Raw genomic sequence first — 19,537 nt, 5'->3', positions numbered from 1 at the left:
TTCACGCTTAAAAAGAACATAAAATGAAAAAAATAATTAGAGTCGGAGATACTTTAAATCCTTATGGTGGAAAAGTGATTACAGGAAGCTATTTAGCATATGGAAAGTCTGTTGCTTGTGTTGGCGATAAGGTTATTTGTAATAAGCATGGTGAAAATAGAATTATTGAAGGCGCAAAAAATTCAACAATAAATAAAAGAGCAGTTGCATTAGAAGGGCACCATTGTGCTTGTGGTTGTACTTTAGTAAGTTCACTTTCTAATATAAGTATCAAATCATAAATTAATTATTTATATGTCATTCTTATTTTATAAAAATAAAGTGGATAAAATGATTAAATTAAAAATAATATTATTAGTTCTCGCCTCTTCTCTGTTACTTTCCGGTTGTGCTAATGCGGGCTCTTGGGGTGCAAAACCAGAAAACTCCCTCTTGGGAGCCGGGCTTCAAGGCTATAACCATACTCAATTTGAAATTTCAGGTTTTTCAATTAATGGGGGTTACGGCAGTATTGGCGGAACCGTCTGTTGTGTGATGATCCCCGAAAAATGGCGCCCTAATTTAACCGCACATATTCGATGGAAAAAAGTCGATACCAGCAAATTTCCACCAGCACCTGATTTTGACCAAGTCGAAGCCTATAATCGCTGGGAGCAACAACTCCGCGATAATACCTCCAGTCATGAAGCTTGGGTGCCCATCCCACAATATGATAAAGAAGTGTGTGGTGTCGATGTTCATTTTTTACCTTGTAATGAGGTGAAAATTACCACTTCTTGCTATAGCTATGGTGATCCTGAATACCCGATTAATGAACCCCATAATATGAAGGAGCCCACCGTATGTCCTCAAAAATAACCATTTGGCAAACTTACCCTAAACTTGCCACGCTCTTGATCATTTCTCTGTTACTTTCCGGTTGTGCCAATGCGGGCTCTTGGGGCGCAAAACCAGAAAACGCCCTCTTGGGAGCAGGACTTCAAGGCTATAACCACACTCAATACAGTATTACCGGTTTTTCGATTAATGAAGGTTATGGCAGTATTGGCGGAACCGTCTGTTGTGTGATGATCCCCGAAAAATGGCGCCCTAATTTAATCGCTCACATAAAGTGGGAGAAACTCGATAAGAGCAAAATACCTCTTGCTCCTGATTTTGATCAAGTCGAAGCCTATAATCACTGGGAAAAAGAATTAGACCGCTATACGACCTATCACGAAGCTTGGGTGCCAATCCCACAATATGATGAACCTTGTAGTGTCAAAGTGCATTTCTTACCTTGTAATGAGGTGAAAATCACTACCTCTTGTAAAGGATATGGTCATCCTGAATACCCAATTAATGAGCCTCATAATATGAAGGAGCCCACCGTGTGTCCTCAAAAATAACCATTTGGCAAACTTACCCTAAACTTGCCACGCTCTTGATCATTTCTCTGTTACTTTCCGGTTGTGCCAATGCGGGCTCTTGGGGCACAAAACCAGAAAACGCCCTCTTGGGAGCAGGTCTTCAAGGCTATAACCACACTCAATACAGTATTACCGGTTTTTCGATTAATGAAGGTTATGGCAGTATTGGCGGCACGGTCTGTTGTGTGATGATCCCCGAAAAATGGCGTCCTAATTTAGTCGCGCATATTCAATGGAATAAAGTGGATAAAAATAAACTCTCTCCTGCCCCTAAATTTAGTCAAGTAGAAGCTTATCAACGTTGGAAACAAGAGTTACGCGATAATACCTCCAGTCATGAAGCTTGGGTGCCTATCCCACAATATGATGAACCTTGTAGCGTCAAAGTGCATTTCTTACCTTGTAATGAAGTGAAAATCACTACCTCTTGTAAAGGATATGGTCATCCTGAATACCCAATTAATGAACCCCATAATATGAAGGAGCCCACCGTATGTCCTCAAAAATAACCATTTGGCAAACTTACCCTAAACTTGCCACGCTCTTGATCATTTCTCTGTTACTTTCCGGTTGTGCTAATGCGGGCTCTTGGGGCGCAAAACCAGAAAACTCCCTCTTGGGAGCAGGACTTCAAGGCTATAACCACACTCAATACAGTATTACCGGTTTTTCGATTAATAAAGGGTATGGCAGTATTGGCGGTACGGTCTGTTGTGTGATGCTCCCCGAAAAATGGCGTCCTAATTTAATCGCTCACATAAAGTGGGAGAAACTCGATAAAAGCAAAATACCTCTTGCTCCTGATTTTGATCAAGTCGAAGCCTATAATCACTGGGAAAAAGAATTAGACCGCTATACGACCTATCACGAAGCTTGGGTTCCAATCCCACAATATGATAAAGAAGTGTGTGGTGTCGATGTTCATTTTTTACCTTGTAATGAGGTGAAAATTACCACTTCTTGCTATAGCTATGGTGATCCTGAATACCCGATTAATGAACCCCATAATACGAAGGAGCCCACCGTATGTCCCCAAAAATAACCTTTTGGCAAACTTACCCTAAGCTTGCCATGCTCTTGATCATTTCTCTGTTACTTTCCGGTTGTGCTAATGCGGGCTCTTGGGGCACAAAACCAGAAAACTCCCTCTTGGGAGCAGGACTTCAAGGCTATAACCACACTCAATTTGAAATTTCAGGTTTTTCAATTAATGGGGGTTACGGCAGTATTGGCGGAACCGTCTGTTGTGTGATGATCCCCGAAAAATGGCGCCCTAATTTAACCGCACATATTCGATGGGAAACTGTCGATACCAGCAAATTTCCACCACCTCCAAAATTTAGCCAAGTAGAAGCCTATAAACACTGGAAACAACAACTCCGCGACAATACCTCCAGTCACGAAACTTGGGTGCCAATCCCACAATATGATGAACCTTGTAGCGTCAAAGTGCATTTCTTACCTTGTAATGAAGTGAAAATCACTACCTCTTGTAAAGGATATGGTCATCCTGAATACCCAATTAATGAACCTCATAATATGAAGGAGCCCACCGTATGTTTGAAGAAATAAAAGCAGAACCAGTTTGGGTACCTAATCATTTCCCAGATGATGGGCGACTAGAATTAACTCAGCAACAAATAGAGAATAATTATAAAACACGAGAAGAAGAGAAACGAAATCATAACTCTAGCCTTGCTAGTGTAAAAAATAACTGCTGTCGAAATTTACATATTAGTTTCTTTTTTGATGGCACCAATAATAATCGAGAAAAAGATATGGCGGCTGAGCCTAAAACCGCCACCAATATTACGCGATTATTTGAAACAACGTATGAAGATGAAAATAACCCAGATAAAAAACAAAGAGAATATTTTAAATATTATATGCCCGGTGTTGGTACTGCCTTCCCTGAAATAGCAGAATATAATTTTACTAATATGGGCTTAATATTTGCAACAGGGGGAGAAAATCGTATTAATTGGGCATTATTAATGTTAGCCAATACATTAATCATTTCATCTAACTTAGATGAGCTAACACTTACTCAATTACGTATCTACTTAAAAGATATGGCAACTCCAACATATCTCCCTATTAGTGGTAAAGATCGTCGCCGTGCGGTTATCCATTCTCTAATTAATAAAAAAGAGATTATTGAAGGATTGCAACTTAAACCTAAAACTTTAACGATTAAACTTTATGTTTACGGTTTCTCACGTGGCGCGGCGGAAGCAAGAACCTTTGTTAATTGGGTAACACAGTTATTCGATACCCCTGAAGGCGCTGATAAACCCGCTCAGCAATTATGTGGTATTAATGTAAAAGTTGAATTTATTGGTATTTTGGATACGGTGCCCTCTGTGGGTATAGTGCATTTAGCACCTTTCTTTTCAGGTCATATGGATTGGGCAAATGGCACTCAACAACTCCCCAGTGAAAAAATCTTTCCTAACTTTATTAAGTGCTGTCGCCATTTTGTTTCTGCTCATGAGCAACGTTTCTGTTTTCCTCTAGATACAGTAAGACGGCCTTCAGATTGGGAGAATGAAAAAAATAAAGCAGATACATCTGTGAATAATAAAAATATTAATGGTAATAATTATGGCCGTTATCCCAAAATATCCGATATTGAAGAAGTGGTTTATCCCGGTGTTCACTCCGATATTGGAGGGGGATATTTGGTAGGAGATCAAGGAAAAGCCTTTAATGATCCTTCAATGTTAGCTTCACAAATTGTCTTACATGATCTTTATCTTTCAGCATTTCTAATAGGAGCCCCATTAAATATTACTGGTATCTCACCTAAAAATAGTAATGGGAAAATAATGTGTAATAGTATTACAAGAAAGATCTATGAACTTTTTGAAATCAACCCAATTCTAATTCAACGCTTTAACGCATGGCGAAAAATTACTTTAGAATTACCTCAAGTGACTACTACTCATTTTTCGGAAACTTTCAATGCTTGCCGTGCAAATACAACATTAGAAAAAGTCGTCGAAAAACAAATGGCATGGATGACAGCTTGGCGTATCGATAGATATGCCGATATGAATCTTTTTAATCAAGATTTTTATAAAAATGCATTACAGCATGGCACTGAAAAGATCAAAGAAGATAAAGAAAAATGGGAGAAAACTAAAGAGAAGATAGAAGAACAACAGAAAGAAAAAATAAAACAAGGTACAGATACCATTTCACCAGGAGATCTTATGGGGCCTCGTATTTATGAGCCCATGCTAGGTAAAACACAATTAAGAGAAGGTGCTGAAGAATTTAAAGCGGACTATTACGATGAACGAAGAGAAGTCAGAAATTGGAAACAGTTTTCTGTCGATAATTTATTAACTAATATAATGTGCTTAGTAAATACTGACGATGAGAAAGCTGAATATTTTCATATGAAACAAAGTGGTGATGATATTTATAAAAAAGGTTATGGATTTCCTTTATTTAAAGAAAATAACACTCCTGATCCTGATGCATTATTAACAAGAGATTTATTTGATAACCAATTTCATGATTCTCGTGCTTGGTTTATGCATGATGCATTACAATCTAGAGAACCTTGGGCAAGCTATTTTAGTTATAGAATGATCTATGCTGATAGTGAAACAAATAAATTTTTATCACCTGTCGCAATAGCGGGAAAATTAATTGGTATAGCCACATTTATTGGTGGTATGGCGTATGTAGTGAGGCAAAAAAACATTAAAAATGCACTAGGTGCTTTTGCAGGTACATTAGGCGTTATGTCAATGGAATATGAAGTAGTAAATGCAATAACAGGATTAGCACTTCCCCTTAATCCTGAAGATGTTAAACCTACTAAAAATGCGGGCCCTGTACAATCAATTGCCATAGCTCAATCTATTGTTGAAAAAACAGAAGGTGTTATAAATAGTTTAACTCAAGTTATTGATACTAAAAAAGTCTTATCAATTGCTTAAATTAGCATTAATCCCATTTATTTTAACTTTATCTCTAAAAGATCAGGAGATATATCGTGAGATATCCTCCGCGTTACCCTGAGTTTACCCAAGACAAACCGATAAATTGGAAAAAACTATTAAAGTGGTTATTGATATTTATTGGTTTCTCTCTTTTTTTCACTAATATTATTTTATCAAATAGTAAAGTAGAGAATAAATATTTTATTTTAATCTCTAGTGTTATCATTCCTATCTTTATTTCATCATTCTTATTTTTAATTTATTTATTTTTAAAAGTATTAAACAATCATAACAATGAGTTATTTAAAAAACAATTTGATGAAGACAGTAAAAAATGGTGGTTATACCATAGTGCTTCAATACCAATAAAAAATTCAGTTGTTATTGGCTCTTTGGGTGAAAACCAATATAAATGGCATCAGGCTTTAAAAGATAAACCAATACCTCCATCTTCTATAATAGAGGAGGAGCAAGAGTGCATTCCCTGTTCAGCACTCATCGGAGATAAAAAAAACAGAGAAGAAATGATTGCTAAATTACTAGCTAATCACTTTATAAATACTGAAGAAAACAATATTGATAATATCAAAATAGATAATGTTTACTGGAAAGGTAGTCAAGGTAGTCTAAATAAATTTATTGAGCATCTAAAAGATCATCATATATTACCACCATTAAAAACCATATTTATCGATTCAATCGATTCTTTAGATATCATTATTGATAACTACTATCTTCATTATAAGTCAGAACATTACAACCTTGTTGGCGGTTCTAATATTTTTGATGATATCAATGCAGGTAAATTAAGTGAAACTGGTTTTTTATGGACAATACTTTCTGATAAAAAAGCCTATCATTTACATCGTTGTGAAATATCAAATAATGAAAATGCTAATGAATTAGCGTCTCAAATTATTAAATATTCAGGGATGGAGAAATTACCAGAAATAAATATATCGATTAATACTCAAGCATCTTATGCTTTTTTATCAACATCACTCTATTCAGCCGACAATATTGTACAGGATTACTTCGGTGATAGTACTTGCTCATCACCATTTATCGCTATTTCGTTTGCTGCTCTACACTGCATGCATAACGATGTTAATAGTTGTGGATGGATTTCTGGATATTGTAACGACCAATATATAGCAGGGGTTATTCTCAAAGATGAAAATCAATGATAAGCTTTCTTCAACTCGGGATTTATTTATTATTTATGCTGTTGTTCTTACAATATCCCTTTTTACGTTAAGCATACTTTATTATCTTTTTGGTAATGAAATATTAGAAACAGACTACTCACCTAAAGAAATTGTATTTTTTACTTTTTCCAGTTGGGCTGCTTTATTATTAGCTTTTCCTTTTTTTATTTATGGTTGGAAAAAAGTCATTCCATTACTCAGTAAACCTTTCTTATATAACACAAAAATATTACCAGAAATAAACAAACAAAATAATTCATTTATTGATGATATATTTAAACAATATGGTCAACGTAATTCAAAAAATTTAATACGCATACTCCTCATCGGCACCTCGACTTCTATCGAAAAACTGGCTCCCAATCTAACAACGGACATCTGGCAAGAAAACAATGGAACGTTACTTATCTATGGTGGCGATATCCATCAAAGTATTGATGAAAATTTAATCCAAGATTTAAAACAACTGCGCCGACGTCGTCCGCTCGATGCGGTTATTTGGGTGTCAGAAAATAACTTATCGCAACAACCGCTGGGTCATTCCTTATTTAATCACTTAAATCCGACCAATACAGATACCGCTAGCCGTTATTTCCACCAGCTATTTCGTCAGTTACGCTGGCAAGCCCCCATTTGGCTTTGGAATATCAGCAATAACGGTGAAATAACAACAAATGAAGCGCCCACAGTTCTTTATTCAGCACCTTTAAAAGCGACATCTGAAATGCTTTCTAATGACTTAAAAACGCTTTTACCCGCATTAATGGAACAAGGCACACACGCTGTCTTGCATAACCCAACTCAAACTTACCTACTAGCATTAGCGCGTTTTCTTCAACATGAAGGATGTGAAAAGCTCGCCAATAACTTAGCACCACTTTTATCGGGTTATCGCTCATTGCCATTCGCTGGCGTACTCTTTAGTACACCTATTTATGATAATGTGTCTGCAACTTTATCAAAGAATAATCAGTGGACATCCAATCCCCATTGGAAAGCGTTAATTACAGCAAATTCACAACTGCCCTATCAGTTAAAAGCCTCACCTTTAGGTTTAAATTCCAAACGTATTTTGCAATATACCGTTGCAACCGCCATGACACTCTGGGGCGTTGGTATGGTTGTTTCTTACTTTATGAATCGCCAATTAATTACCCAAAGTCAGCAACAAGCGCAGTTAGCAACAGACAATCATCAATCTGAATTTGCCCGCCTACAGGCACAATATGGCTTACAACAAACACTCGGTTTATTAAGCTATCGAGAGAAAACTTCTGTCCCATTTTGGTTACGGTTTGGATTAAGCAGTAATCACGCATTGCTTAGTCATCTATGGCCGGTTTATAGCCAATCCATGTTGCCGTTATTACGTGATTCAACCCAACAACATCTTGAAAATTATCTTCACGCGTTTATGCAGTTCCCACCTGAAAGTGCAGAACGAATTGAAGGCGCTCAATCCGCATATCAAGCCTTAAAAGCCTATTTGATGATGGGTGATCCTTCCCGTATTGACCCTGCATTCTTCACTGAAAGTGCATTAAGTATTTGGCCTGACTATAACGGATTAAAAGAAGGGGAATGGCAAACATTAGGAACAGAATTATTAACCTTCTATGCCTCTCAATTGCCTTATCACCATGAATGGACAATCAAGCCTAATCGTACGTTAGTTGCCGGAAGCCGAACTATTCTTATTCGCCAAATTGGTCAACGTAATGGTGAATCTGCGCTTTACCAAAAAATCTTACAACAAGCACAGCATAACTTTGCGGATATGACCTTAGATGATATGACCAGTGATACTGATGTCAGTTTCTTACTCAGTACCACTGAAACCGTACCCGGTATTTTTACGCGTAAAGCATGGGAAGAATCGATTGAACCCGCGATTAAAAAAGCCGTTCATGAAAGACGAGAAGAAATAGATTGGGTGTTAAGTGACACACAAAAAGAGACCGATATTGATATCTCACCTGAAAAGCTCCAGCAAAATCTCACAGAACGCTATTTTAATGATTTTTCAGGCAGTTGGTTAAGCTTTCTCAATGGCTTACAGTGGCGAGAAACACAAAGTCTCTCCGATACTATTGATCAACTCACCTTAATGAGCGATGTCAGACAATCCCCCATTATTGCCTTAATGAATACACTTTCTTATCAAGGTAAAACGGGGCGCCAACAAGAAAAACTAGCGGACTCCTTTGTTAACTCAGCCAAAGATTTATTAAACAAAGAACAACAGCCGGTTATTAGTCAAAAAGCGGAATTTACCGGCCCTCTAGAGCCTGTTTTTGCGCCAATACTGGCCTTTACCGATCCTCAATCTTCAGCGCAAAACAGTGATGCGTTAAGCCTGCAAGCCTACCTCACACGCGTGACTCGAGTTCGCTTAAAACTTCAACAAGTTGTTAATGCCCCTGATCCACAAGCCATGTCTCAAGCATTGGCTCGAAGTGTTTTTGAAGGAAAGACCGTCGATTTATCAGAAACTCGAGATTACGGCAGTTTGATTGCAGCAAGCTTTGGGCAAGAGTGGAATAGCTTTGGGGATACATTGCTTGTACAGCCCATGTCTCAAGCATGGCAACAGTTATTAGCGCCCACTTCGCAAGGTATCAACACTCAATGGCGAAATGCCGTGGTTAATGACTGGAATAGGGCATTTGGTGGTCGCTATCCACTCAAAAATACGCAAAGTGAAATCTCATTACCGTTAATGGCGCAATATCTACGCCCTGATAATGGTCGTATTCAGCGCTTCCTTGAAACTCATCTTAACGGTGTTTTGCATAAAGAAGGTACACACTGGGTACCCGATACCACAAATACACAAGGCTTAACCTTTAACCCTGAGTTCTTAAAAGCCTTAGATAAATTAAGCTACCTAGGGGATGTGGTTTTTGCGAATGGTGAGGCGCGTCTTTACTTTGAGTTACGTCCAGGTACATCACCCGACATTATGCAAACCCATTTAATGATTGATAGACAATCACTGATCTACGATAACCAACAACCGCAATGGCAACGCTTTGTTTGGCCAGCGGATACGGTTGCCTCTGGTGCATCACTCAGCTGGATCACCACCAACACAGGGACACGTATTTATGGTGATTATCGTGGCGTCTGGGGCATTATTCGTTTATTGGAAGATGCCAAAATTGCCCCTTATGCCGGTAGTACCAGTAGTTACTCTGTCAGTTGGAAAACCTTAAATGGGCAATCCCTAAATTACATCTTAAGAACTGAAATGGGCGAGGGTCCAATCGCACTCTTGCAACTACGCAATTTTGTTTTACCAGAAAAGATTTTTTTAGATTAAATAAAAATCACATTCTCTATTATCTCAAAAGGAAATACGCTCACTATGTCCTTATTGGATACCTTAATTTCATCATGCTTTGCTGATGATAAAAACAAAGTGCAACAACTTGCTCAACAACAAATCAGTTTATGGGATCGTTGGCTATTACCCATTACACCTAACCAACCTGTGGGTGATGATCCCAGTTATGAAGATGACTTTGAACGAATGAAAGAAGAAGTCAATAAACTCTCTGGCGCAGATACTGAGCTAATTTGTTTACTTGCTGAAAACTTACTGCTCAATTCCTGCAAAGATGTACGCGTTGTCACTTATTATATTTGGGCACGCTTGCACAAAGAAGGTGAACACGGACTTGCCGATTCTTTAGGGCTTTTAAGTGGGTTGCTTATTCGCTATCACGACACGCTATTACCTAGCCGAGCCACGAGTAGAAAATCTGCTTTAGAGTGGTTATCAGGACAACGCGTTTTAGATAGCTTATCTCTTTATCCTGAAGTCGATCGTCATGAGTTTTCACGTATTATCGCCTTATTAGCCACCATTGAAACGGAGCTTGAAACATGGAGTGAAGCGGAAAGACCACAGCTTGCAGGATTACATCAAGCACTCGAAAAACGCCTTGCTCAATCGGGTGGCACAAGTTCATTAGTACCACAAAATATCAGCAGAAATGAATCTACTTATAGCCCATCTTCAACGCCTTCTTCTTTATCACAAAGCACGCCAATAGAAACAATACAATCAGGTCGTGAATTATTAGATCAATCTAAAATGCTTGCTAACTACTTACGCAATCAACCTAGCGGCTGGTTAGCAGGACATAGACTAATGAAAGTAGTGAGATGGGACACGCTTCATCAACTTCCCCCACAAGATCAGCAAGGTTGCACTCGCCTTTCTCCCCCAAGAACTGATGCAAGAGCACAACTTAAACGTCTCTATTTACAACAAAGTTGGGGTGAACTTGCAGAACAAGCTGATAAGCTTTTTGCAGAAGGTGTTAATCATTTTTGGTTAGATGTGCAATGGTATCTCTATCAAGCACTCAGTAAATCACCTGCTCCTTGGAATGCATGGTCTGACATTATAAAAAACGATTTAAAACAGTTTCTTATCCGCCTTCCTGATTTAGAAAAATTATCATGGGAAGACGGTACGCCCTTTGCCGACGAAGTAACATTAAGTTGGATCAAACAACATGTTATGGAAGAAAATTTTGATGCCATGCAAGGGTTATCAAATAGTTACTCTCATCAATCTGAAGATGAACCGATACTGGCATTAGAAACTGAAGCTATCACTCAAGCGGATAATGAAGGTATAGAGGTTGCATTAAGATGGCTACAACACCGTCCTGATATCAGCACTTCAAGGCAAAAATGGTTATTAAACCTCGTTATGGCGCGAGTAGCAGAACAATTTGCTCGTCACGATCTGGCATTAAACTTATTACGAGAACTTGATAAAAAAGCGCTTTCGATGTCATTAACACAATGGGAGCCTAACTATATTTTTGAAGTGAAAGCACGACAACTTCATCTTTACCGAGCAAAAATCCAACGTAACACCTCAGATAAGTCCCACATAGAACAACAAATGGAGCTACTACTCAGTGAACTAACTGTTATCGATCCCGTTCGCTCTGCGATTTTATATTCCTAATCTTTTACTCGACAAATCAAGGTATCAAATTAATGGACGATTTAACCCTTCGCTATTTTGATGCAGAAATGCGCTATCTTAGAGAAGCTGCCAAAGAGTTTGCACAAGCACATCCCGATAGAGCTGCAATGCTCGATTTAGATAAAGCAGGTACACCCGATCCTTTTGTTGAGCGCTTATTTGAAGGCTTTGCTTTCTCAATGGGGCAATTAAGACAAAAAATTGATGATGATTTGCCTGAATTAACAGAAGGTCTTGTCAGCTTATTATGGCCTCACTATCTACAAACAATTCCTTCACTATCAATTATTGAATTGGCCCCAGATATTCAAAAAATGAAAATAGCAGATAAGGTTCCTGCTCAATTTGAGGTACTTTCTCGCCCTATTGGCCCTAAAAGAACGATTTGTCATTATCGAACAACTCAAGATTTAACGCTTAATCCAATAAAAATTGTCGCTGTAAACTTAACGACTGAGCCAGATGGCCGTTCAACTATTCGACTGAAATTTAAATGCAGTGAAATGATTAATTGGTCTGAAATTAACCTTCATAAACTCTCATTTTATTTATCTGGCGATATTCCGACAACCAATGCACTGCATTTAGCATTAACTAAACAAGTTGCAAAAACGTATCTAAAACTCCCTCAATCAAAAGATAGAATAGTAATTCCTCTCTATTTTTCACCGGGAGGATTTCAGGATACAGACACTCTTTGGCCTAAAGGAGATACCACATTTAGTGGCTATCAATTATTACTCGAATATTTTTCTTTCCGTGAAAAGTTTATGTTTGTTTCACTTAATGGATTAGATGATATTCATTTTCCTGAAGAAACAGCTGAATTTGAATTAGATATTGTTCTCAATACATTATGGGATAACTCTCTTACATTAAATGAGGAAAATATCCGTTTACATTGCGTACCCGTTATTAACCTTTTCAATATAGAAGCTGATCCACTCACTGTTAATGGATTAGAAAGCGAATATTTATTACGACCGCGTCGTGTTCAAGATGGACACACTGAAATCTATAGCGTTGATAGCGTACATGGCTCTCAACGTACAAATGAAGCGATTTATGTACCCTTTACCAGCTTTCGCCATCGTGGAGGTATGTTACGCCATAACGCACCTGAACGTTATTATCATACCCGAGTAAAACGTGGTGTTACAGGACTTCATGATACTTGGCTTATATTAGGGGGAGAAAAACAAGAGATTGATTTAGCAACTCAGCCAGAAACCCTTTCATTGCAACTCACTGGCACTAATGGGCAATTACCGCGTAAAGCATTACAAAGTACCTTGCTTGATAGAACAGAACAAACCTTACAGATCCCACTCACTGTATGTAATTTGTGTAAGCCAACACTTCCTCTTTATCCTCCTTCAGAAGATCGTTTCCACTGGCGAGTGCTAAGCCATTTAGGTTCAAGCTTTCTAAACATGATGGATAATGCCGAAGTACTGCGAGGCACTCTCGCACTTTACGATTGGCGAGATGATGATATGAACCATCGAAAACTCGATGCCATTATTCATGTTGAACATCATTTAATTGAACGCTTTGAAAAAGGTTTTTTACAACGAGGTATTGATATCGAAGTCACGATTGATAGCAATGGCTTTAATGGTGAAGGTGATATTCATTTATTTGGTGAAATGCTTAATCGCTTTTTTGTACTTTATGCCGATGTTCATCTTTTTAATCAATTAACTCTGATTATCTTGCCAACAGGAAAACGAATTCAATGGAAAGAAAGCCACAACCCACAGCTACCCCGTTAATTCAGGCGTTAGGCGAAAAATTACCTTATGTGAATTTTTATCGCTTTTGTCAATTACTTGAAAAAACTAGCCCCGAATTACCTGAATTAGGAAGTTCTCATGACCCAAAAACCGATCCCATTCGCTTTCGACCACATCGTGGTATGGGCTTTCCTGCGACAGAGATCAAAGGTATTGATCCTCTAGATAAATATCGAAAAAGTACAGTACCAAGCTTACATACTACTTTTTTGGGACTTTATGGTATCACATCACCACTTCCAACATCTTACCTTGACGATATTGCACAATATCGAGATGGTACGGATTCACTCACTGATTTTTTAGATATTTTTAACCATCGCCTGACAACTCAGTTTTATCGGATCTGGCGAAAATACTCTTATCCCGCCACGTTTGGGGAAGGAGGATCAGATAAAACATCACAATATCTTTATGGCTTAATTGGTTTAGGTATTCCGGGCTGTGCTAATCATGTGCAATCCCCCTTATCTCGCTTTTTAGCGCTATTAGGGATCTTACGTTTACCAACACGCACAGCCGAAGGTATTAGCGCGTTAGTAAAATTATTAGCGCCATCAACAAAAGTCAGTATTGTGCCTCATGATCCTCGAAGAATTGCGCTCGACACCCCCATAACCATGTCGTGCTTACAACCGATAACACTAGAAAATAAGCCCGTTTTAGGTCGCTATGCTATTGATGTAAATAGCCAAGTATTAATAAAACTACACACTGAAAATAAGGAAGAAGCAAAAGGTTGGTTACCTGATGGCAGTATTTATCAAGACTTTATGGCATTACTTCGCGTTTATTTGGGATCAAGGGTTAATGCTCGACTCCGTTTAACATTACCTAGAAATTTATTACCTGATGCAACATTGAGCACCTCTAAAAACCAAGGCGTGCAATTAGGTAGAACCGCGGTCATGCGACCTCACAAACCGATTGAAACACTAACAGCGTCTTTTATCACCATTGGACTTGGCTTTTACCAATATCTAACCCCCCGCACTCAACATTATAAAAGTGATGAATATGGCAATTATCAATTTTAAATCGCAAACATTTCTTTCTCGCGCCCACCGATTGGCACTGTTATTTATAGTAACATTTGCAATCGCAGGTTGTGGTTTAACTCAAACCATCAGTGATGGTACTGTCTCTTTAACTAAATCTATTTTTTATAAACAAATCAAAACATTACATTTGGATTTTATTGCAAGAGAAGCACTTAATACCGATGATAATGGTTCATCACTTTCCGTTATTGTTCGAGTATTCCAACTAAAGTCAGAAGATGCTTTTAATAATAGTGATTACCTCTCACTATTTAATCAAAATAATGATGTTTTAAAATCCTCTTTATTAGCACAAAAAGATCTACGCATTCGACCAGGAGAATCTATTTCTCTCGATATGCCAATGGAGAAAGAAACCGAATTTGTTGCTATTGCCACAATGTTTCACACACCAGATGAAACTAAAAATAACTGGCGAATTGTTATTCCTAAAAATGAGCTCGATCCTGATAAAGCACGTAAAATTGAACTTGCTGAAAATACTCTTACATTACAACCTTTGGATAAAAAATAACGATGCCACAACCCTCTCTTTATGAAATGCTAACGGGTTATTTTTCAGGTGGGTTACCTGTTGATTCTATATCAGAAGAAGATCAGGTTATTCTTTCTGTTATGGATAATATTCGTCGAATATTAAATTCACGAGCAGGAACACTAAAACATCTTCCTGATTACGGTTTACCTGATATGAGCAAAATAATTCAAGGACTACCTGGAAGTTCGCATAAAGTAATGTCTATATTATCAACAACATTACTAAAATATGAACCTAGAATAAAATCAGTAACACTAGGTATATTACCTGAAAATGAATTTGGAAAATTGTGTTATTCTTTAGATATTGAATTACATGAAAGAGGACTTATACGTTATGGTACTGAGTTTTCACCTGATGGAAGAATATTTCTCCACCATTTAAAAAAACAATTTTATTTATCATGATGTTATTTCTTTCTATTTATTCTTAATTTTCTTTATTTAGATTTATTTTTATATTATTGAGACCTTAAATTAACTTGAGGCAACTATGAATTCTTACTTAGATTCACTTTCAATTGGAGGTGATCCTCGTGTATTTAATCAATTTCTTGCTATTAAAGAAGAACTTGATAAACGTTTTCATCCAGCTCGCCCAGATATTAATTGGCAGTATGTCCATGAATTGTGTATCTCTTTATTTAATCAAAATGGTGTCGATCTTCAGACCGCCTCTTGGTTTGTCGTATGTCGTCAATACCAAGCTGGAGTTGATGGTCTAAATGAAGGGCTTTACCTTATTCATAATATATTGACTCAACATTGGCAAACATTATGGCCAGTACAAACACATACTCGTATCAATATTCTTTCATCTTTAAGCCAACAGTTAGTCTCTGGTATTCGTGGTACAACCTTTGTTTATTCCGACTTATCTATCCTTTATCAAATTGAAGAATTATTAAAGAATATCAATCATCACCTTCAAACATTAGAAATTAAACATCTTGTTCAATTTGATTATTTAGAGAACTTAGTTATTGCTCAAGCGCGGCAATTAGAGAATGCAGACACATTAGATAGTAATTTTAACGCTCCTGAATTATCCTCTACTGTTAATAAAGAAGAAGATATCCCATCTGAAATTATCGATGCGACTTTATCTACATCTTCTACACCCCCAAATATTAATGACAGTATTACCTCCCCAAAAACCTATATATCCTCTTCCATCTCATTACAGCCTTCTATAAAAAAGACATATCGACAGGAGTTATGGAGAGGGATTTTAATTGGCACATTAACCAGTAGTTTATTTTTTGTTATCCTATTTTATTTTTGGTTATCTGAATTAAAAAATAACAATCTAGCAGATGCATTTCCTTATATACCAACCATTAATGCCCATGCTGGTTCTCTTATTGAACAACAAACTGCAAATGGTAAAAATATAACAAGAGTGCTTAATTCTGAGCAAGTCGATGTGATCCAACAACGTTTAGATGAACTCTCATTACTTTCTCCCACATGGGCACAGAATTATGGACTTGAAGTCATCAGTTATTTGAATGAGCAATATGAAGATAATCCAGAGCTTTTATCATTTACGCAGCTTTGGAAAAATAATCTTAAAATAAATGCCACAAAGGATGAACAACTCAATCAATGGTCTAAAGGCATGGCTGAACTTGATGGATTAAGCCAAAGGTTAGATAGCTTTGATGGTAATCCTAAAAATTACATTACAGGCTCTGAACTTAAATCTATTATTTTCAAAGCTCGCCAACATTTCAATCAAGCCAAACCCTTAGAAGAAGAGCTACGTTTACTTGAAAAGCAACCAACACAAAATGCAATTTCAGACTATGAATATCAACAAATAGATAATCATTTTAAACAACTATTAAATCGATATTCGTTATTACGTTCTAAATAAGGAAAACAATATGTACTTTATAAGAAGCTTGATCCTTATTATCATTGTTAGTTTATTAAGTGGTTGCATTATGGGTTCACCTTATGGAGGAGCTATATTTGTTGGCCCTATAGATTTTATTAAAATAATTTTTGACTCTGAGGATGAAAGAATAAGCCCATCTAAAAATACTCAATCAGAACCTGTTATTAATTATTATAATAATCAGCCAAGACCAATAAAAGTTGCAGATATTACACTAAATCAAGAAGATATTTTATCTTCTAAAACTAATATTGGTTCAATAAACTTTACATTTCCTGATGAGAATGAATACAAAATTTTATTAGCTCTTGCATATCAAAATGATAAAAATCAGGTAATAGAATCAGAAATATACTTACTTATGAACAATAAAGAAAATAAATTACCACTAGTTGATTATGAGAAAAGAGATATTCGTTATCCTGATTATAAATTATCCTCTGCTAATCTCTATATTTTTAGCAAAAAAAATGATTTTAGTTTAAATATAACTTTTACTGACTCTCAATCAAAATCAAGTTACAGTTCAAATGAAGAACTGATAATTAAAAACAATCATTCAACATTAAAATCAAAAATAACAATAGATGAAGAAAGCTATAAAATAGACAAAATCACCTATCATTAATTTAAATATTGAAAATTTCAAAACTATCATAATTGCACTATTTTTTGATACTGATAGCAATATCCATTAAAAAGTAACGAGTTATTACAGAATAGTTTTTAAATTAATAACTAAAAAAGAAGATAATAATAAAATCACAGTGTTAAGCCATCAGTGTATGACATGATTAAATTGTCATATAATGACTAAAAACAAATAATTCTCATTATATTCAAGAAAATACAAGTAAAAGCACGTATCTTTAATCACTAAAGCAACAAATCAATTAATAAGATTTATCTTTATTAAAAATACGTATTACTAAAACACATCTTAATTACATTCTGTTTCAATTATCAACACTAATAAATATTAATTTTTAATAAACTAATTGTAATAAGTTTTGTTAATTATTTAGATTGTAAGGTGTTTAAATGAATATAAAAATGTTTGTTATTTCATTGTCATTGGTTTCTTTTGGCGCTCAAGCATTGATTATTAATGAAAATAATCCACCCGAGTATCAATCTTTTAAATCAAATTATTCTGATATGATTGAGTTGGCTAATAAATCACGTTTACCACATCGGGTATTCTATACTTCACCAAGTACAGGCAAGAATGCACTATGGTTTGATGCTGTAAAACATGGTGATTTAAATGAAGTTAAAAAGATGCTTGCCAATGGTCAAAATATCGAAGCAAAAGACACGGGAAGCTTAGAGCAAACAGCTCTAGGGTGGGCTGCGTTTATTGGTGATGAAGAGATGGTAGACTACCTCATATCTCAAGGCGCAAGCCTTTGGGCAACGGATAGAGGCGATGTTTATAATGTTTTTAAATCGGCAGTCTTAGGAAATAATGTCAATGTGGTAAAAAAAATTCACGACCTAATGAGAAGCGATATCGAGCTCAATAACCAAAGAGTAGAAAGCGATGGAGAAACATTTATTATGATTGCAGCCAGCAATAATCGTCTTGATACCGTAAGATACCTTATTTCTAAAGGTGCAGATGTTAATCTTGTTACTACAACGCAAGATAAATCATTATTTTCTTATAACCACAGTGCGTTAAGTTATGCTTGCCAAAATAATCTTAAAGATATGCAAAGACTGTTGATTAGAAACGGTGCTATAAATCATATAACAGGTACAAAATCCTGCCATTAAATGCACAAAAGCCATCCTATAATAAGATGGCTTTTGTGCTATTAGTCATTGAGCTTTGAGAAATAGTATTTTAATTAGAGCAACTAAAAAAACGATTCAATATATTTATCAGAACTCAATATCAATAAATAAGATAGCAACACTCCATTTAAACAACTTTCTTCTTTCTAAATATAACTATCTCACTTGGCTGTGTTATCGACTGCTTATCCTCAAAAACCATAAAATCTGTTTTCTTAGCCTCTAAGATAAGACTTTGAGGTGTAACACCAAGTATATAAGAAATAGTAATCAATTGATCTACAGTTATTTTTAAATGCCCATCTTCTAATTGAGAATAATGTAGCATGCTTATTCCCAACCTTTTAGACATCTCATTTTCTGTTATTTTCAATTGTCTTCTTATCATTTTTATTCTATTCCCAACTTTGGTGTTAATCATCCCTTTACTCTCCTTCTTTCATTAGATGATTACATCGATAAAACACCGAATTATAGTTTATAAACCATCAAAGCATAAACTGAAAATACTTAATCATTAGCTGTTGGATAACCGTAACATTACTTAATTTTACTAATTCTGTTAATAAGGTTATTCCGATATTTTAAATTTAAAATAATTTACATTTCTATATGTTATTTTAACACACATCAAATTTAGAGTAATACAATAGTATTAAATATCGAATACGTAATTAATAGATATCAATAAGTTAGATGATTTTTAGTTGTATTTTTATAGAAGAAGAGAGATTTACTCCGAAAACCATAGATATAATCAATGGTTTTTTATGTTGGTATATTTATTATTAATTAATAATAAATATTATGAAAATATATATTGGTTATTTATTAGATACAATAAATTTAACATTTA

Annotated in this window: 18 protein-coding genes; 17 read left to right on the top strand and 1 reads right to left on the bottom strand. The window is 36.0% G+C overall.

Annotation, left to right across the window (positions count from 1 at the left end; all coding sequences use genetic code 11):
- Positions 1 to 23: 23 nt before the first annotated feature.
- The 17 genes from GTK47_RS08005 (at position 24) to GTK47_RS07925 (ending at position 18,660) form a co-directional block, all read left to right on the top strand.
- Entirely contained in the window at positions 24 to 281 is a 258-nt protein-coding gene (locus tag GTK47_RS08005; protein ID WP_109401495.1) for a PAAR domain-containing protein, read from the top strand.
- A gap of 49 nt (positions 282 to 330) precedes the next feature.
- Positions 331 to 858 carry a DUF3304 domain-containing protein gene (locus GTK47_RS08000; RefSeq protein ID WP_165122685.1) on the top strand — a complete coding sequence of 176 codons (528 nt, stop codon included), beginning with the start codon at positions 331 to 333 and terminating at the stop codon, positions 856 to 858.
- Positions 843 to 1,388 carry a DUF3304 domain-containing protein gene (locus GTK47_RS07995; protein WP_165122684.1) on the top strand — a complete coding sequence of 182 codons (546 nt, stop codon included), beginning with the start codon at positions 843 to 845 and terminating at the stop codon, positions 1,386 to 1,388. Before GTK47_RS08000 ends, GTK47_RS07995 begins: the two co-directional genes overlap by 16 nt.
- The gene (locus GTK47_RS07990; protein ID WP_165122683.1) at positions 1,373 to 1,918 is read left to right on the top strand and encodes a DUF3304 domain-containing protein; all 546 of its coding nucleotides are present in this window, start codon (positions 1,373 to 1,375) and stop codon (positions 1,916 to 1,918) included. The genes GTK47_RS07995 and GTK47_RS07990 overlap by 16 nt, the downstream gene beginning before the upstream one ends.
- Positions 1,903 to 2,451, top strand: coding sequence for a DUF3304 domain-containing protein (locus tag GTK47_RS07985; RefSeq protein WP_165122682.1), 549 nt, complete (start codon positions 1,903 to 1,905; stop codon positions 2,449 to 2,451). Before GTK47_RS07990 ends, GTK47_RS07985 begins: the two co-directional genes overlap by 16 nt.
- Positions 2,436 to 2,981, top strand: a complete 546-nt coding sequence (locus tag GTK47_RS07980; RefSeq protein WP_165122681.1) for a DUF3304 domain-containing protein — start codon at positions 2,436 to 2,438, stop codon at positions 2,979 to 2,981. Before GTK47_RS07985 ends, GTK47_RS07980 begins: the two co-directional genes overlap by 16 nt.
- Positions 2,966 to 5,362: a DUF2235 domain-containing protein gene (locus GTK47_RS07975; RefSeq protein ID WP_165122680.1), complete on the top strand. Its 2,397-nt coding sequence runs from the start codon at positions 2,966 to 2,968 to the stop codon at positions 5,360 to 5,362. Before GTK47_RS07980 ends, GTK47_RS07975 begins: the two co-directional genes overlap by 16 nt.
- A gap of 56 nt (positions 5,363 to 5,418) precedes the next feature.
- On the top strand, positions 5,419 to 6,552 hold the full coding sequence (locus GTK47_RS07970) for a hypothetical protein (RefSeq protein ID WP_165122679.1): 1,134 nt from the start codon (positions 5,419 to 5,421) through the stop codon (positions 6,550 to 6,552).
- Complete coding sequence (locus tag GTK47_RS07965; protein ID WP_165122678.1) at positions 6,539 to 9,895, top strand: ImcF-related family protein; 3,357 nt, start codon at positions 6,539 to 6,541, stop codon at positions 9,893 to 9,895. Before GTK47_RS07970 ends, GTK47_RS07965 begins: the two co-directional genes overlap by 14 nt.
- Positions 9,896 to 9,940: 45 nt before the next feature.
- Positions 9,941 to 11,563, top strand: a complete 1,623-nt coding sequence (gene tssA / locus GTK47_RS07960) for a type VI secretion system protein TssA (RefSeq protein ID WP_165122677.1) — start codon at positions 9,941 to 9,943, stop codon at positions 11,561 to 11,563.
- A gap of 32 nt (positions 11,564 to 11,595) precedes the next feature.
- Positions 11,596 to 13,359 carry a type VI secretion system baseplate subunit TssF gene (tssF, locus tag GTK47_RS07955; RefSeq protein ID WP_165122676.1) on the top strand — a complete coding sequence of 588 codons (1,764 nt, stop codon included), beginning with the start codon at positions 11,596 to 11,598 and terminating at the stop codon, positions 13,357 to 13,359.
- Positions 13,323 to 14,417: a type VI secretion system baseplate subunit TssG gene (tssG, locus tag GTK47_RS07950; protein ID WP_165122675.1), complete on the top strand. Its 1,095-nt coding sequence runs from the start codon at positions 13,323 to 13,325 to the stop codon at positions 14,415 to 14,417. Before tssF ends, tssG begins: the two co-directional genes overlap by 37 nt.
- The gene (tssJ, locus tag GTK47_RS07945; RefSeq protein WP_165122674.1) at positions 14,398 to 14,955 is read left to right on the top strand and encodes a type VI secretion system lipoprotein TssJ; all 558 of its coding nucleotides are present in this window, start codon (positions 14,398 to 14,400) and stop codon (positions 14,953 to 14,955) included. Before tssG ends, tssJ begins: the two co-directional genes overlap by 20 nt.
- A 2-nt stretch (positions 14,956 to 14,957) precedes the next feature.
- Positions 14,958 to 15,386 carry a type VI secretion system baseplate subunit TssE gene (tssE, locus tag GTK47_RS07940; RefSeq protein ID WP_088494841.1) on the top strand — a complete coding sequence of 143 codons (429 nt, stop codon included), beginning with the start codon at positions 14,958 to 14,960 and terminating at the stop codon, positions 15,384 to 15,386.
- An 85-nt stretch (positions 15,387 to 15,471) separates the two neighbouring features.
- On the top strand, positions 15,472 to 16,857 hold the full coding sequence (locus tag GTK47_RS07935; protein WP_165122673.1) for a VasL domain-containing protein: 1,386 nt from the start codon (positions 15,472 to 15,474) through the stop codon (positions 16,855 to 16,857).
- A gap of 10 nt (positions 16,858 to 16,867) precedes the next feature.
- Positions 16,868 to 17,509, top strand: coding sequence for a hypothetical protein (locus GTK47_RS07930; protein ID WP_165122672.1), 642 nt, complete (start codon positions 16,868 to 16,870; stop codon positions 17,507 to 17,509).
- 413 nt (positions 17,510 to 17,922) lie between these two features.
- Entirely contained in the window at positions 17,923 to 18,660 is a 738-nt protein-coding gene (locus tag GTK47_RS07925) for an ankyrin repeat domain-containing protein (RefSeq protein WP_206535885.1), read from the top strand.
- 148 nt (positions 18,661 to 18,808) lie between these two features.
- On the opposite strand, the gene GTK47_RS07920 is transcribed toward GTK47_RS07925, so the two are convergent.
- Entirely contained in the window at positions 18,809 to 19,102 is a 294-nt protein-coding gene (locus GTK47_RS07920) for a helix-turn-helix transcriptional regulator (RefSeq protein WP_165122671.1), read from the bottom strand.
- Positions 19,103 to 19,537 lie beyond the last annotated feature (435 nt).

Origin of the sequence: Proteus sp. ZN5, assembly GCF_011046025.1 — a bacterium.
Taxonomy (GTDB): Bacteria; Pseudomonadota; Gammaproteobacteria; order Enterobacterales; family Enterobacteriaceae; genus Proteus.
This window is presented reverse-complemented; position numbering and strand designations above follow the sequence as displayed.